Genomic DNA, 15,735 nt, shown 5'->3' on the forward strand with positions numbered 1-15,735 from the left:
GCTCGAGGCTGGCTCGTTGACTATGCGGCATGATCGTGCGGCATAATCGAGAGGCGACTCCGGGGCGCATCAGTCGGCGGCGGCAGCGATAGGGACGTCCGTCATGAGTTCGACCTTCGCTCCGATCGACGCGAGCTTGGTCGCTATCCCGTCGTATCCCCGCTGGATGTGGTCTACCCCATCTATCACTGTCTCTCCACACGCAGCTAGACCCGCAATGATGAGGGCCGCTCCCGCTCGAATGTCAGGAGCTGACACCCGAGCTCCCGTCAACTCAGATACTCCCCGTATTACCGCAGTGCGGCCGTCCACCCCTATCTGCGCGCCCATCCTCACAAGCTCATCCACATATCTGAACCTGCTGTTGAAGATGTTCTCCGTGATCACGGACGTTCCTCGCGATGTGGAAAGCATCGCGGCCATAGGCGCCTGAAGGTCGGTGGGAAACCCCGGGTAGGGCATGCTCTTCACGGTGATCGGCTCTGGCCTGCCGTTCATGATGACCCGCACGGAGTCCTCTGAGAAGACAACAGACGCCCCAGCCTCAGATAGCTTCGCTGCGAGCGCTTCTAGATGCTCAGGGACCACGTCATATACTGTCACATCCCCGCTGGCGGCGGCAGCAGCGATCATATATGTTCCGGCCTCTATCCTGTCGGGCATGACCGAGTAGTTCGTTGATCCGAGTGAGCTCACTCCCGTTACCCTGATGGTGTCGGTGCCTGCGCCCCGGATCTCAGCCCCCATGCGCACAAGGAAGTTCTGCTGGTCCACGATCTCGGGCTCGCGGGCTGAATTCCTTATGATTGTGGCGCCAGATGCAAGGCATGCGGCTGCCATCAAGTTTTCCGTAGCCCCCACACTCGGGAAATCCAGATGAATGTCCGCCCCGACAAGCCGGGACGCCTTGCCGATCACATATCCGTGCTCCTCTGAGAACTCAGCGCCCATCGCGGCAAGCCCCTTGAGATGCAGATCTATCGGTCGAGATCCCAGTGGACAACCCCCGGGAAATGGCATCTTCACCGCGCCAAACTTCGCAAGAAGAGGCCCCAGCAACTGCACCGAGGCTCGCATCCGCCTCGCCATCGACTCCGGCGGTTCACAGGAGGACATGCAGTTCGGGTCGATCACAACCGTATCAGGCCGCAGCGAGCATACGCTGGCCCCAAGCATTCTAAGAAGATCGCACATGGTATCTACATCGGTAATGCCTGGCACATTCCCGATGGTGCACTTCCCAGTCGCCATTGTTGCAAGTGCAAGCAGCTTGAGGCAGGAATTCTTGGCGCCGCTGGCCCGCACCTTTCCCCCGAGCTGCGCGCCTCCGGCTATTTTCAGCGAATCCATGGCGGACTAACCTCCCACCACCCTCACTTCTGGAACAAGCTCCACTCCGAACTTCTCATAAACAGTCCTCTTCACGACGTCCATCAGGATCAGCACATCCCGCGCAGTCGCCCCGCTAGCGTTCACAATGAAGTTCGCATGCACATTCGATATCTCTGCGCCGCCCACTCGCATTCCCTTGAGCCCGGCGGCATCGATGTATCTGCCCGCTCCGCGGCCAGATGGGTTCTGAAAGACACACCCGGCGCTGGGAAGATGCAGGGGCTGCTTGATCCTGCGGTCTTTCATGTACCCTGCCATCCTCGCTGCAACATCGTGGGGAACGCCTGGTTTCAGCGAAAGCACCGCCTCGTACGCCACTGCATCTCCGTGGGATAGCCTGCTCGATTTCTGACCAAACTGCATCTCCTCAGCGGTCCTCGTCGAGATCGAACCGTCGAGACCTGCAGTCATCACCTCTCTAGTGACATCGCCTACGGTGCTCGAGTAGGCGCCGGCGTTCATGGCCAATGCCCCTCCAAGAGAACCCGGTATTCCCACCGCCCATTCGAGGCCAGACAGCCCTCGTTCGGCGCAGACCCTGGCGAGCGCTGGCAGGCTGACGCCGCATCCCGCCTTAACCTGCGTGGAATTGAATGAGATCCTGTCTAGGCCCGGGCCGATCCGAAGGACCACCCCGCGTATGCCTTCATCGGCGACAAGAAGATTGGTCCCATTCCCCAATACGAAAACAGGCAACCCCTCATTCCATGCCCACGAAAGAACAGTAATGAGGGACTCGCTATCGTGCGGCGAAACAATCACGTCGGCCGGGCCACCGATCTGGAACGATGTATGGTTGCTCATGGGCTCGTTCCGGAGTATCACCCCACTGAACGAGAGTGCCAGACGCGTGACCTGTTCATCGGTGACCATGCTCGCCATCGATTTACCACCGCCCATCCCGAGATGGCCCGGGGCATGCCCCCGAGCGGAGTAGCTCTTCGGCAAAGCTCCGCGATGTCCTGTATATGTCTCCGGCGCCCATGGTCACTATGGTGTCGCCGGGACGCGCCGTTTCTGACATGAACCGCTCCAGAGCGCCTTTGTCAGGCAGGTATACAACGGGCCTGCCCTCATAGGCCGCAATGCGCTCCGCAAGGTCCTGGCCAGATACGCCCGGAATCGGCGATTCGCCCGTGCCTTCATAGTAGATCTCGGTCACGGCTATCAGATCGGCAAGGCTGAACGACCTGGCGAATTCATCCCGCAAGAGCCTAGTGCGGGAGAACCTCTGAGGCTGGAACACCGCCACAAGCCGTCCGCGGATTGCCTGCCTGATGGCCCCCAGGGTAGCTCGTATCTCGGCTGGGTGATGGGCATAGTCATCCACGACCACAATGTCGTTCACCTGCGCCAACACCTGGCATCTGCGGTCAGCTCCAGTGTACTTCGCCAAGGCCCTCCGAATGGCATCGAAGTCCAGTCCAATCTGATCGCACACAGCGATTGCCGCCAGGGCATTACTCATGTTATGCATTCCAGGCACCAAAAGCTCTACTTGCCCTAGGGCTACTCCGCGGTGAAGGGCCAGGAAGCGGGAGCCAAAACCCGAGGCACGATACTCAGTAGCGGTATAGTCGGCCTCCGATGCCACCCCGTATCGCACTATTCGCCGCTTGAGTTCAGACGCTGCCAGCGCCACATTCGGATCATCGGCGCACAACACCGCAAAACCCAGTGGCTTGATTCTCGACAGGTACTCAGAGAAACCATCGAGGATGCCTTCGAAGGTTCCATAGTGATCGCGGTGGTCATCATCGATATTCGTCACCACGGCAATCTCGGGGTCGAGTTTGAGGAACGATCCGTAGGCCTCATCGGCCTCTGCAATCATGAAATCGCCGCTCCCAGCCCTGCCTCCACTGGCCAACCAGGGAAGCCCGGCGCCAACGGCGATGGTGGGATCAAGCCCGGCTTCAGTGAGTATCAGAGCTATCATCCCTGAGGTCGTGGTCTTGCCGTGGGTGCCAGTGACCCCGATTCCTCTACGCGTGCGCATGATCTCTCCGAGCATCTCCGCCCTGCTCACTATCGAAACGCCTGCGAGCTGCGCCGCTTTCAGTTCCGGATCGTCGGCTGGAACCGCCGCCGATGCCACCACCATATTCGCGCGGACTGCCCTATCCGGGTCGTGCCCTTGATATACCTCAGCTCCTAGGGCGGACATGTCCTCCAGATGTGGCGAATAACGGACATCGGACCCGGATACCGATGCCCCAAGCCCTATCATTATCTGAGCGAGCGGACTCATCCCGCTTCCACCTATTCCGATAAAATGCACCCGCATTCCGCCATCCAAATGGCTGCACCTCTCCTGCCCATCAGCAACTTGCACGCTGCTATTCTATGCCTTTTGCCCTTTCCGAGAGCATGTCCAACCCACTGCCCGCTCCACGCAGTCCGCCACCCGTGCAGTCGCGTCCGGTATTCCCGCCGCTCGTGCCGAATCCCCCATCTGCCGAAGAGCGGACGGAGACGAGATGAGCGACACCACATGTGCAGTCAGGGATTCAGGTGTGAGATCCCGATCCAGGATCACCCTTGCTGCGCCCCTGGCTGCCATCGCCCTGGCATTCTTCTCCTGAACGTTGTCAGGCACGTATGGGTGAGGAACCAACACCGCCGGCACTCCTCTGGCAGCGAGTTCGGCCAGGGTAATGGCGCCTGACCTCGATACCACAAGGTCGGCGCAGGCCAGGGCCTGGGGCATATTGTAAATGTATGGCATCAGTATAAGATCTCCGCTGCCTGAACGCCCTATACCGTCGGGCCCAACGATCACAGGGAGTTCGGCAGCCCCTGCCAACCGAACCGCAGTATCGAATTTCCCCTTCCCGCATGCCAGGACGAGCTGAACACCGTGATCACACCTGAGTTCGCGCCCGGCGGCAGCCGCGATGAACGCCTTGTTGATCGTCTCCGAGCCCTGGCTGCCTCCGAAAGCCAGCACCACTTTGCGCCTGGGGTTCAGCCCCAACGAGCGGATCCCTTCATCCCGCGATGCACTCATGACATCTGCGCGGATTGGATTGCCTGTGAGCACCGCCCTCTCCGGGCGGCGAAGGAACCGCCTCGACTCCTCCCAGCTGATGGCCACCGTCTGCGCGGATCGGGACAGCATGCGATTGGTGACACCCGGAACCACGTTCTGTTCGTGGATGATCAAGGGGCATCCTAGAAGTACGGCTGCAAGCCCGACCGGGCCAGAGGCGTAGCCTCCTGTGCCGATTACTGCGGTTGGGCGGAATCCCCTTATAATAGCAACCGACTGGAACACGCCCTGAACTGCTCGAAATGCCGTGGCAATGGTGTCGGCGGAAAGCTTCCTCCGGAAACCCGATACCCTGATCGCCCGAAAAGGAAACCCCTCACGCGGAACCAGATCTCTCTCAAGGCCCCGGTCTCCTCCAACGAAGAGAATCTCTGCGCCAGGATGCCTCGAGAGGAGTTCGCGCCCTATCGATATCGCCGGATATATGTGCCCGCCTGTTCCCCCGCCCGCCAGAATGAACCTCAGGCGCTGGGCGGAGGTTAAGTCACTGATAGCCAAGCTCATGCCACTCCTCATCCGGGCCCACGGCTCACATGGGGCCGCGCCGCGCAAGGCCGCCCGGGACGTCTCTATCTCTGCCCTACATGGCTGGATATGTTCAATAGTATGCCTATACTGGCCAGCGTAGGCAGGAGTGAAGACCCTCCGGCGCTGATCAGCGGCAGGGTGATGCCAGTTATGGGCATCGAACCGGTCACAACCGCGATGTTCATGAGGGCCTGCAGTGCAATCATTACCGTAATGCCTGCTGCGAGTACGGAGCCGAACGCATCAGGCGCCTGCATGGCAGTGCGGAAGCCCCTCACCGCGAACAGAACGTACAGGGCAATCACCGTTGCAGTGCCAAGGAAACCGAGTTCCTCTCCGATTATGGCGAAGATGAAGTCGGTGTGCTGCTCAGGGAGGTAGAAGCACTTCTGCCGGGATAACCCCAGCCCCACGCCTACCAGCCCTCCCGACCCAAGGGCGAGAAGCGACTGTATTATGTGGAACCCGGAATCCAGCGGATCTGCCCACGGGTCCATGAAGGATGTCAGCCTTCGCATCCGGTATGGCTCCGATTTCGCCAGGAGGTAGATCACGGGGACGGCAAGTGACCCGATGCCTAGGAGATGCCCGACATTGCATCCCGCCACCATCACCGTGAGACCGCCCACACCCACCAAGGTAATGGCGGTGCCGAGATCAGGTTCTGCGAATACGAGAAGCGCAGCCACCCCCACCACAGACAGGGGCACAATGATCCCGCGAAGGAAATCCTTCACTCGCTCCTGCGGCCCTGAAAGGTATGCCGCGAGCCACATCACCAAGAACAGTTTGGCGAACTCGGATGGTTGGAATCGCGCGAAGCCAAAACCGAGCCACCGCCTTGATCCAGCCACCAGCTTTCCGATGCCAGGCACAAGCACCAAGGCCAATGAGCCCACACCTACGACAGCGAGTACGCCCGCGGTCTTCTCCCATACATGGTAGTTGATCCTCATCGCCAGCAGAAGCCCGGCGAGGCCGATCACCGCCCACAGGGATTGCCGCTTGAGGTAGTGATACGGATCTCCCTGTTCATAGAAGGACGTCACAGAGCTCGCACTGAACACCATGACTATTCCTATCCCAAGCAGCGCAAGTGCGACTATGAGCAAGACCAGGTCCGGAAGACCTCGCCGATCACGCATGCCAACCCCCCACATTCCGCGCGGTTCACAGAGCCATGAAGCCGAGAACCCCGAAGAAAGCAGCGACGATCCAGAATCTCACCACCACCTGGGTTTCCGGCACTCCCGAGAGCTCGAAATGGTGATGGATAGGCGCCATCCTGAACACGCGCTTCCCCGTCAGTCTGAAAGACGCAACCTGGATGATATCAGAGAGAGTCTCCATGACGTACACCCCTCCGATGATCACCAGTATGAACTCCGTCTTGGTGAGCACGGCCATGCAAGCGAGGGCAGCCCCTAGGGCGAGGGAGCCGGTGTCGCCCATGAATACACGGGCAGGGTAGGCATTCCACCAGACGAACCCCAGACACGCCCCGCCAACTGCGCCTGCGAACACCGCCATCTCGGCGTTTCCGATGCTCCTGGCCACCGCAAGGTAGGCAAAGGAGGCGACTGCCACCGTTCCGCCAGCTAGTCCGTCAAGCCCATCGGTGAGGTTTACGCCATTAGTGGCCGAGATGAGCACGAGGGCCACGAATGGAATCTTCCAAATGCCAAGGTCGATGAGGCGACCGTGGGTGAACGGCACAATAACCGCCGACCCGAGGTTCGGCGAGGCGTAGGCGTACATGCCCAGGATGATGCCTAGCGCGCCCTGTAAGAGCAGTTTGTGTCTGGCCCGGAGGCCTAGAGACCGATGGGCTACCACGGATACGTAGTCATCGGCCATTCCGATAAGCCCACATCCCGTTGTGATGAACAGAGCCCACGGGAGTTCATTGAAAGACCGGCTTCCGGAGACTGCTCCGATGACCACGGCTGCCAACATGATGACCCCGCCCATGCTAGGAGTGCCAGACTTCTTCAGGTGCGAGGCTGGTCCATCGGTCCTCACCACCTGCCCGTACTTGAGCCTTCGCAGATATCCGATTACCGGCGGCCCGATCAGAAGGCTCACTGCCAGAGCCACTGTCCCAGATACTGCGGAACGCATAAGAACCTCGCTCACGCCAACTCACCCTGCCCGTCTTCACCCTGCACGAGGGAAGCGACAATCTCCTCCATGTGCATCCCCCTCGACCCCTTAACAAGCACCACATCGCCTTCTCGTGCGAGGACCGTCGCGGCGGCGGCGGCCGCAGCGTTGTCGCCGCATTCCAACACCATATCGTTGCGTAGTCCCTCTTCCCGCGCCGCTCTTGCGAGATCTGACGCGTGGGCGCCCACAGCCACTATTCCGGCAACGCCTGCCCTTGCCGCATGCCTTCCGACTCGGGCATGGGCGCATGCGCTCGCCTGCCCAAGTTCGAGCATCTCTCCCATGACGGCAATAACCCGCCTGCCTGCAGCGTGGACAACCGCAGCATCGATGGCGCACTCCATGGACGCAGGGTTCGCATTGTAGCTGTCATCTATCACCACGTACCCGGCAGGCGCAGGTTGGAACTGCATTCGCATGGATGAGGGCGCGAAAGAGGCCAGCCCGGCCGCCATGGCTTCCGCGTCCATCCCGAACTCGATTCCCACCGCCAAAGCCGCCAAGGCGTTCACCACATTGTGCATGCCTGGCAAGGGAACAGTGAACCTGATTGCCCTCTCCGCCATGCCCGACGCCCCAAGTGTGAAGCTGGAACTACCTGATTGCAGATCAACGGCGTCCGGCCGGATCAAGCAGTGATCCCCAAGGCCGTATAGTATCACTCGGACTCCGGCCTTGGCCGAGGCGCCCATGGCCCTGGTCAACGGATCATCGCCATTGAGGATCGCCGCTCCTCCGGGCTCGAGAGCCTCGATGAGCTCTGCCTTGGCGACAGCGGTATTCTCTCTCGATCCAAGGAGCTCAATGTGGGCGTCGCCCACGTTTGTGATAACGCCCATAGTAGGGCGCACAATCTGCGCCAAGCTTGCGATCTGCCCGCGGCCTCTCATAGCCATTTCAACCACTGCACAGTCGTGCTCAGACCCCATTCCGAGCACCGTGAGGGGTACGCCGATCTCATTGTTCTGATTCCCAGCCGTGGACGCCACACGGCGCCTCGACGACAGGACCGATGCGATCATGTCCTTTGTCGTTGTCTTGCCGGCACTGCCCGTAACGCCCACTACTGGCAGGTTCAGCGCCTGCCGGTGAACGGCGGCCAGTGCGCCCAGAGCCGCCAGCGTGTCAGTGACATGGATCACGCCGAATCTCGGATCTAGGGCCTTCGCGTCATTCGGAATTCTCGACACCACGGCGCCAGCGGCGCCGGCAGCTGCAGCAGCTTCCACGAATGCGTGCCCGTCCCCTCGCTCTCCACGCAAAGCAAAGAAGATGGCGGAAGGCCCGGCAAGCCTCGAATCCACTACCGCAAAACGGACCTCACGGCCTGCATCTCCCGACTGCAAGGTTCCCCCAACTGCCGAGGCAACCTGGGCTAGGGTGTATGAAAACAAGTCAAATCAGCTCCCTGATCGCGGCGCGCGCCACTTCCCTGTCATCGAAGTGGATCGTCCTATCCCGAAATATCTGGTAGGTCTCATGACCCTTGCCTGCTATGAGAACCACATCTCCACGCCGCGCCCATCCAATCGCCGTACGGATCGCCTGCGCCCGGTCAGGCTCCACGACCCATCGTCCATCCCGGCAGCCCATTCCGCCGATGATCTCACCGATTATCGCATTCGGCGCCTCGCTTCTGGGATTGTCCGAGGTGACGATGGTCAGGTCCGCCATCTCCGCGGATATCCTCCCCATAAGCTGGCGCTTGGTTCGGTCGCGGTCACCGCCGCATCCGAACACGGATATGACGCGGCCCTGAGCCATCTCTCGGGCAGTCGCAAGTACATTGGCCAGGGAATCCGGAGAATGGGCGTAGTCCACAATCACGGCGAAATCTTGCCCTTCCGACACCGCTTCAAACCGCCCGGGGACTCCCGGGAAATGCTCGACCGCGACAGCAGCGGGCTCAAGCTCAACTCCTAAGGCGCGAGCCGCGGCTATGGCGGCCATCGAGTTGTACACATTGAACGCGCCAACAAGAGATGACGACACTCGCACCGACGAGGCGCCTTCCCGCAGCATATATGCGAGCCCCCTGCCGCCAGGTGAAATGTCCTCCGCTCGGAAGTCGGCGTTCGCGCCACGCTGTGAGTAGGTGATTACCTCCGCTCCACCGCTCTGTGCAGCGGCAATCATCGAAGCCCCGTACGGGTCGTCCAGATTGATGACTGCCCTCTTCGGCCAGGGCTTGGCGTCACGCCTGCCGTAGGCGCCTAGGGTGCGGAAGAAACCCGCCTTGGCGTCGACGTAGTTCTCGAGCGTCCTGTGGAAGTCCATGTGGTCATGGCCGATATTCGTGAAAACGCCAACATCGAAATCGATATGAGCGATCCTGCCAAGGGACACGGCATGAGATGATACTTCCATCACACAATGGGTCTGCCCAGCTGCCGCCATTTCGTGCATTAGCTTCTGAATGTCCGCGGCTTCAGGTGTGGTGTTGGGCGCAGGGACGACGCTCCCGCCCGCGCGGTAGGAAATGGTGCCCAAAAGCCCTGCGGGGCGCCCTGCCCATTCGAGTATCGAGTGCAGGATACTGGCAGTCGTCGTCTTCCCCTTGGTTCCTGTCACTCCCGCAACACTCAGCACAGATGAGGGGTCGCCGTACAGCGCAGTGGCCATGTCTCCCAGAGCCGCCCTGGCATCAACGGCCTTTACGACTGCTGTCCCCGCCGGGACGTCAATATCCCTCGATACAAGCACCGCGCTTGCACCGCGGGAGATAGCATCGGAAACGAAACTGTGGCCATCAATGTTGGCCCCCACGAAAGCTGCGAACAGCACGCCTGCCCCGGAAACGCGTCGCGAATCGTACACGAGGCTCCCGATCATGGCGTCGGCGTCGCCATGGAGTTCGCATCCTGGAGTGCGGGCAACGAGTTCGCCCAGACTCATCTGTGGCATCTGCATCAGTCCTCCAGGTATATGGTGACCATTGTATCGGCCTTCACCACTGTGCCCGCAGCAGGTTCCTCCCGTACGACTAGACCCTTCCCCACCGGATTCACGCTGAGGCCCCGGGCCCCAAGGAGCAGCGCAGCGTCCTTGAGCGTCCTTCCAATTACATCAGGCACTTCCACCTCAGCATCGTCAGGATTATACCGCTCTGCAGGGGTAAAGTAAACGACGACTGTGGTCCCTGCATCCACTCGCGCCCCTGCCTTCGGAGTCTGTTCCGTGGCGACCGACCCACTTCCCTCTGCTCTCGTCGAGAGCTTCGCCGCACTCAGGATCGAATTTGCATCATCTGCAGACTTGCCGACCACATTAGGCACCGTCACTGTCTTCTTCACCGAACTGCCAGTAGGTCCGTAGGTCGGAGGCAGTTCGAGGTAGCGCAGAGCATCCTCCATTGCCGCCTTGAAGATCGGCGCGGCGATCACTCCGCCGTACTTCACATCCACGGTGGGCTCATCAAGCACCACCAGTATGGCGATCCTAGGGTCGTTGGCCGGTGCGAAACCCATGAACGAAGCCACTCGCTTCTCTCCGTATCCCCCACGCTCCGGCTTCTGCGCAGTCCCTGTCTTGCCAGCCACCGCATAGCCCGGCACTGCCGCGCGTGAGCCGGACCCGTTCACCACCACTGATTGAAGTATGGTCGATAGCTCGGAGGCGGTCTTCGCGGACACAGCCTGCCTTATCTTGGTTGGCTGGAACCTCTGAATGACTTCCCCCTCGGGGCTGAGCACCTCCCGCACCAGCATAGGCTTCATGAGGGCGCCGCCGTTGGCGATTGCGCACATTGCGTTCAGGAGCTGAAGCGGGGTGACTGATATGCCCTGGCCGAATCCATAGGTTGCGAGTTCCACAGGGCCGATCTTCTTCACCTGATGGGTTATCCCGGCAGCCTCGCCCGGGAAATCGATTCCGGTCCTCTCGGAGAGCCCCATCGCCCTCACATACTGGAGAAACTTCTCCGTTCCGAGTTTCAGCGCGATGGACGCAAACACTGGGTTACAGGAGTTCTCCGTGGCCTGAGTGAATGTCTGCGACCCATGCCCCCCGGCCTTCCAGCACTTCATCGTCCTGTCTTCCACTTTGATGAATCCTGGATCGAAGAACATGGTGTTCGGCGTGACCACACCTTCCTCAAGCGAGGCAGCGGCCGTCACCACCTTGAATGTGGAACCCGGCTCATACATGTCGCAGATGGCGAAGTTGCGCCTGTTCGCCCCTGGATACTGGGCGTAGTTGTTCGGGTTGAACGTAGGGCGGATCGCCATGCCGAGCACCTCAGACGTGCGCGGGTCCATGGCGAGAATGAGCCCGCGCGATGCACCAGTGTCGACGAGTGCACGATCGAGCTCCCGCTCGCAGATGAACTGGATCACCTCGTCAATAGTGAGCACTATGGAGTTTCCATCGACTGGGGGAATACGGGATTGCCTGCCTCCCTCAATCTCCCTGCCAGCCGCATCTCGTTCAGCAACTATCTGGCCTCGCACGCCGCGCAGCTGGGAATCGTAGTACTGCTCAATTCCCTCAAGGCCTTGGTTGTCGATTCCGGCAATTCCGATGACCTGCGCCGCCAGAGTGTCTTTCGGATAGAACCGCTGTCCGCTCTCAACCACACCTATGCCGCTCAGTCCGAGCTTCTTGACGGCATCGGCGACATCGTGTTCCACCTTCCGTCTGAGCCAGACCGTCTGCTGACGAGCTGTGAGGTTCTTCAGAAGAGTTTCCTCGGCAACGCCCAGCAGAGTCGATAGCTTCTTCGCCGCATCCGAGGGGTCACGGACGTCGGCCGGAGCAGCGTACACAGAATCGGCACTGATGCTTACAGCCAGTTCCCTGCGTTGCCGATCATAGATCGTGCCCCTTCTTGCCTCCACTGGGACAGGACGCATTCTCTGATCCAACGCTAGCTTGGTGTAGAAGGGCGACTTCACGATCTGAATCCATGCCAGCCGGAGCACGAGTGCAAGAAAAAGCAGCGTCACCAGGACAATCACCCGATAGGCCCTTGCCCTGATGACGACAGGCGACACCGATACTCCTGAGACGTTTCTGTTGTGGATCTGCCTGCCAGGCGCCGCGCGGCGGTAGGCTTTCCTGGCGTTAACGGATCTAGATGGCACCTCTCATGCCTCCATGACCTTCGTTCAATCGAGAACAACAGGGAGCTGCGCCGGGGCGTTCGCAAACCACGCGGCTACGAGGCTGGATGCCGCGGCCATTGCCATATGCTGTATCGCCCCCGATACCGAAGCGAGCACTGTCGGCGGCTCGGACAGCGCGCGGGCCGCAGGCGTGGACACGGAGGCCGAAGCAACCTGCGGCCTTGCATCGACCATCACCACTCCAGTGGCTGTTGGATCCACCATTCCTAACTGAACACGGGCTGCACGGTCGATTCTATCGAGGGATGTGAGGCGTGCGAGCTCCAGTGACCTCCGATCGTACTCGTTTCTCAGCGCGGCCAAACGAGACTCGGCTCGGACGCGTCCATCGGACGCTCGGACTATCTCTGCTCTCTGGGCCAGGTATGCAACGAGAACCACGACAGCTGCAATGGCGACTGTTGCGCACGCCGCCACGAATCTCCGACCCCTTGTGGCCCTCCGCGCAGCTGCGTGCCGTCCCACCTCACCGATTCTCGAACTGCTGCACTCCATGGCTATTCGCCCCCTCACAAGCCTAGAACCTTTCGCACGGCCCTGAGCTTGGCGCTCCTGGCGCGCGGGTTCAACGCTATCTCTTCCTCTGATGGCAACGCGGGTTTCCTCGTGATCACATCCACCTGCTTTACACGGCCGCATATGCATTCAGGCATCGACGGCGGGCAGGTGCATGGCCTCTCTGCACTCCTGAATGCCTCTTTCGCAATCCTGTCTTCGAGCGAGTGGTATGAGATGGCCACGATTCTCGCTCCTGGTGCAGCGCACTCAATGGCGCCCTCGAGGCCGCGCCTAATCGCGCCGAGCTCATCGTTCACAGCTATCCGCAGAGCTTGGAATGTCCTTCTGGCTGGGTGGGGGCCTTCTCTTCTCGCCCCGCGGGGCACCGCCGCCAGGATGATGCCAACCAGATGCCCTGTGGTGAGTATGGGTTTGGTGTGCCGTGCATCCACGATGAACTGGGCTATCCTCGCCGCCCACCGTTCCTCGCCATACTCTCTGATGATCCGTTCCAGCTCATCCTCGCTCTCGGTGTTCACCAGATCGGCCGCGGACATTCCTGACGAAGCATCCATCCGCATGTCCAGCGGAGCATCCTCGCGGAACGTGAACCCGCGTTCCGCAGAATCAAGCTGGTACGAACTGACTCCAAAGTCAAAAAGCATACAATCGGGAGGGCGTGGAGCCTCTCGCCCCACGATTTCCCCCACAAGAGCGTAGTTCCCCTGAACGAGCCTGATTGCGCACTCCTGCCCTGATAGGGTTCTCTCCGCAGCCGCCAGTGCGTCCTGGTCTCTGTCGATGCCGAGGAGGAATCCAGCGGGTCCGATCCTCTCAGCGATCCGGGCAGAGTGACCCGCGCCGCCCAGAGTGCAATCCACTGCAACATCACCTGGGCCCGGGTTCAGAAACTGCAAAACCTCTCGGAGCATGACTGGGGTGTGGGCGTAGTCCATCGAATCTCGTTCCACGCTTCCTGCGGCAGGCGGCCCTGCTCGTGCCGAGCCCACCATATCGCAACGTTGTCGCCTTACTGCAGCGAGACCAGCTTCTCTGCGATCGCCTCATAAGAGCCGGAGACCCGGGCCAGGTACTCGTCCCACGCCTCGGCTCCCCATACCTCAAACCGCGACGACACGCCGATTATCACGATATCCCTGTTGATCTTCGCATATTCCCTGAGATGGCCAGGGACAAGGGCTCTGCCTTGGCGGTCCAGTTCACACTCTGATGCTCCAGAGAAGAACAATCTTGAGAAGGCTCGGCCATCTGCCATGGTCATCGGAAGGCTTGTTAGTTTGGCCTCTTGCGTTCGCCACTCATCCATGGCGAATCCGAAAAGGCAAGTGTCGAGCCCCCGGGTGAGAACAAAGCTATCCCCAAGTTCCTCCCGGAACCTGGATGGGACTATGATGCGGCCCTTGTTGTCGAGGGAGTGCCTGTACTCTCCTATGAACACCGTGACCCACCACTTTGCTCCACTTTACTCCACTTGACCGATTACTTCTATGCTGTGAGGCTTTCTCCTTCAATGCTCCGCAAATATCCCGGGCGATGTGAGCGAGAATTGGCAAGAAGAAAGGGAGGGCACGTGCCCTCCCCGGGTGCAGTATAGGTATGAAACCGTTAGGACGCCACCCTCATCCTGATGAAGTCGTCCCTTAGGATCGTCATCAAAACGATGATCCTCGGGTCGCGGGTATCTCCGAACCGCCTCCTGACCACACCTTCACAGCGGAACCCGCATTTTGAGTAACACCTGATGGCCCTGGCGTTATTAGCGCACACCCTCAGATAAACCCGCCTCAGGCCCATCTGGCCAAAAGCCAATTCGAGCACTGCCCGAACCGCTTCTGAACCGTAGCCCCGGTTCCAGTAGGCGGGCTCTCCTATGCGAACCACCAGTTCTGCATCTCCGCTCCGCCACGCGATCTCGATCAGCTCAATATCGCCGATAAGCACACCGGCATCTGACTCAATGGCCATGGCTGCACTGTTCCTATCGCGCATAAGCGCCATGAACTTCGCCTTCGACTCCTCTTGAGTCCGAGTCGATCCACCCATGAGATCGGCTACGTCAGAGTCTTCATCCCATGCAACCAAAGCGTCGAGATCTCGCTCTGCCAAGGGGCGGAGCGTCGCTTTCTCCCCTTCACCCATCTACGACCCCTCTTCCGGTTCGACTCCACCTCCCCACGCTGGCATGTGGATTCGCCCCGGAACGGTCGTTCACCTCCAAGAAACTGTATCCAATCCATCGCATTTGCGCCCGCGTTGCCGCGTACGGATCCGACTGCAGGGGCACCAGAAGAAGACGACTCACACACGTCTGAAAAACCAGTTAGAAATATGGATCATTGCGAATATCGCAGGGCGCTCGCGTCGAGTAGACCCCGGATGCACCCCCCTCCTGTGGTCGGAACCGAATCACCGTGGCTGCACGATCAGTTTGATGGCGGTTCGTTCCTCTCCATCGATCATAACATCGACAAATGCAGGCACGCACACGAGATCCAGGCCACTTGGAGCAACGAATCCCCTCGCAATCGCGACGGCCTTCACCGCCTGGTTTATCGCCCCAGCCCCTATCGCCTGGAGTTCAGCCATACCGCGTTCACGTATGACACCTGCAAGAGCACCAGCCACCGAGTTGGGGTTGGATTTGGCAGAGACCTTTAGCACCTCCATAGCACCATCCTCCTGATCAGGTTGCACACATAGCACCTAATATAGGAGTATTATTCTCCGATTGGAAAACTCCTTCTTTCATCTGCCACCCGCATCACTCCGATGTTCCGTCAAATTCCTCGAAAATCCGTTCTATCGACCGTGCACGGCCAGTTGAGTGACTGATGTCGACCACTACTGCGCATACCGACACCCTCCCACGTCCCACCTCGAACTTGGAAGGCAGTGCGGAGATGAACCGCGGGATCACCGTGTCCGGGTTCATGCCTATCACCGAGTTGACCGGGC

The 15,735-nt window shown here is 60.0% G+C and carries 15 protein-coding genes; all 15 read right to left on the reverse strand.

The window, feature by feature from the left end:
• Positions 1 to 69: 69 nt before the first annotated feature.
• A complete protein-coding gene (gene murA, locus VB144_04520; GenBank protein MEA4882924.1) occupies positions 70 to 1,350 on the reverse strand; it encodes a UDP-N-acetylglucosamine 1-carboxyvinyltransferase in 1,281 nt (426 codons plus the stop codon).
• Positions 1,351 to 1,356: 6 nt separating this feature from the next.
• The gene (gene murB / locus VB144_04525; GenBank protein MEA4882925.1) at positions 1,357 to 2,274 is read right to left on the reverse strand and encodes a UDP-N-acetylmuramate dehydrogenase; all 918 of its coding nucleotides are present in this window, start codon (positions 2,272 to 2,274) and stop codon (positions 1,357 to 1,359) included.
• Positions 2,275 to 2,278: 4 nt separating this feature from the next.
• On the reverse strand, positions 2,279 to 3,679 hold the full coding sequence (gene murC, locus VB144_04530) for a UDP-N-acetylmuramate--L-alanine ligase (protein ID MEA4882926.1): 1,401 nt from the start codon (positions 3,677 to 3,679) through the stop codon (positions 2,279 to 2,281).
• A 57-nt stretch (positions 3,680 to 3,736) separates the two neighbouring features.
• Positions 3,737 to 4,942: an undecaprenyldiphospho-muramoylpentapeptide beta-N-acetylglucosaminyltransferase gene (gene murG / locus VB144_04535; GenBank protein MEA4882927.1), complete on the reverse strand. Its 1,206-nt coding sequence runs from the start codon at positions 4,940 to 4,942 to the stop codon at positions 3,737 to 3,739.
• A gap of 71 nt (positions 4,943 to 5,013) precedes the next feature.
• Positions 5,014 to 6,117 carry a putative lipid II flippase FtsW gene (ftsW, locus tag VB144_04540; protein MEA4882928.1) on the reverse strand — a complete coding sequence of 368 codons (1,104 nt, stop codon included), beginning with the start codon at positions 6,115 to 6,117 and terminating at the stop codon, positions 5,014 to 5,016.
• A gap of 25 nt (positions 6,118 to 6,142) precedes the next feature.
• Entirely contained in the window at positions 6,143 to 7,108 is a 966-nt protein-coding gene (mraY, locus tag VB144_04545; GenBank protein ID MEA4882929.1) for a phospho-N-acetylmuramoyl-pentapeptide-transferase, read from the reverse strand.
• Positions 7,105 to 8,532: a UDP-N-acetylmuramoyl-tripeptide--D-alanyl-D-alanine ligase gene (gene murF / locus VB144_04550; GenBank protein ID MEA4882930.1), complete on the reverse strand. Its 1,428-nt coding sequence runs from the start codon at positions 8,530 to 8,532 to the stop codon at positions 7,105 to 7,107. The genes mraY and murF overlap by 4 nt, the downstream gene beginning before the upstream one ends.
• A 1-nt stretch (position 8,533) precedes the next feature.
• Positions 8,534 to 10,042, reverse strand: a complete 1,509-nt coding sequence (locus VB144_04555; protein ID MEA4882931.1) for a UDP-N-acetylmuramoyl-L-alanyl-D-glutamate--2,6-diaminopimelate ligase — start codon at positions 10,040 to 10,042, stop codon at positions 8,534 to 8,536.
• A 5-nt stretch (positions 10,043 to 10,047) separates the two neighbouring features.
• Complete coding sequence (locus VB144_04560) at positions 10,048 to 12,219, reverse strand: penicillin-binding transpeptidase domain-containing protein (protein ID MEA4882932.1); 2,172 nt, start codon at positions 12,217 to 12,219, stop codon at positions 10,048 to 10,050.
• A 24-nt stretch (positions 12,220 to 12,243) separates the two neighbouring features.
• Entirely contained in the window at positions 12,244 to 12,756 is a 513-nt protein-coding gene (locus tag VB144_04565) for a cell division protein FtsL (protein MEA4882933.1), read from the reverse strand.
• A gap of 14 nt (positions 12,757 to 12,770) precedes the next feature.
• On the reverse strand, positions 12,771 to 13,730 hold the full coding sequence (gene rsmH, locus VB144_04570; protein MEA4882934.1) for a 16S rRNA (cytosine(1402)-N(4))-methyltransferase RsmH: 960 nt from the start codon (positions 13,728 to 13,730) through the stop codon (positions 12,771 to 12,773).
• 59 nt (positions 13,731 to 13,789) lie between these two features.
• Positions 13,790 to 14,218 carry a division/cell wall cluster transcriptional repressor MraZ gene (gene mraZ / locus VB144_04575; GenBank protein ID MEA4882935.1) on the reverse strand — a complete coding sequence of 143 codons (429 nt, stop codon included), beginning with the start codon at positions 14,216 to 14,218 and terminating at the stop codon, positions 13,790 to 13,792.
• Between the two features lie 167 nt (positions 14,219 to 14,385).
• On the reverse strand, positions 14,386 to 14,919 hold the full coding sequence (locus VB144_04580; GenBank protein ID MEA4882936.1) for a GNAT family N-acetyltransferase: 534 nt from the start codon (positions 14,917 to 14,919) through the stop codon (positions 14,386 to 14,388).
• 267 nt (positions 14,920 to 15,186) lie between these two features.
• On the reverse strand, positions 15,187 to 15,447 hold the full coding sequence (locus VB144_04585; GenBank protein MEA4882937.1) for a stage V sporulation protein S: 261 nt from the start codon (positions 15,445 to 15,447) through the stop codon (positions 15,187 to 15,189).
• Positions 15,448 to 15,541: 94 nt separating this feature from the next.
• Positions 15,542 to 15,735, reverse strand: a 194-nt coding sequence (locus tag VB144_04590) for a YmdB family metallophosphoesterase (protein MEA4882938.1), incomplete at its 5' end; no start/stop codon positions are given.

This window comes from Clostridia bacterium, assembly GCA_034926675.1.
Taxonomy (GTDB): domain Bacteria; phylum Bacillota; class DTU025; order DTU025; family DTU025; genus JAYFQW01.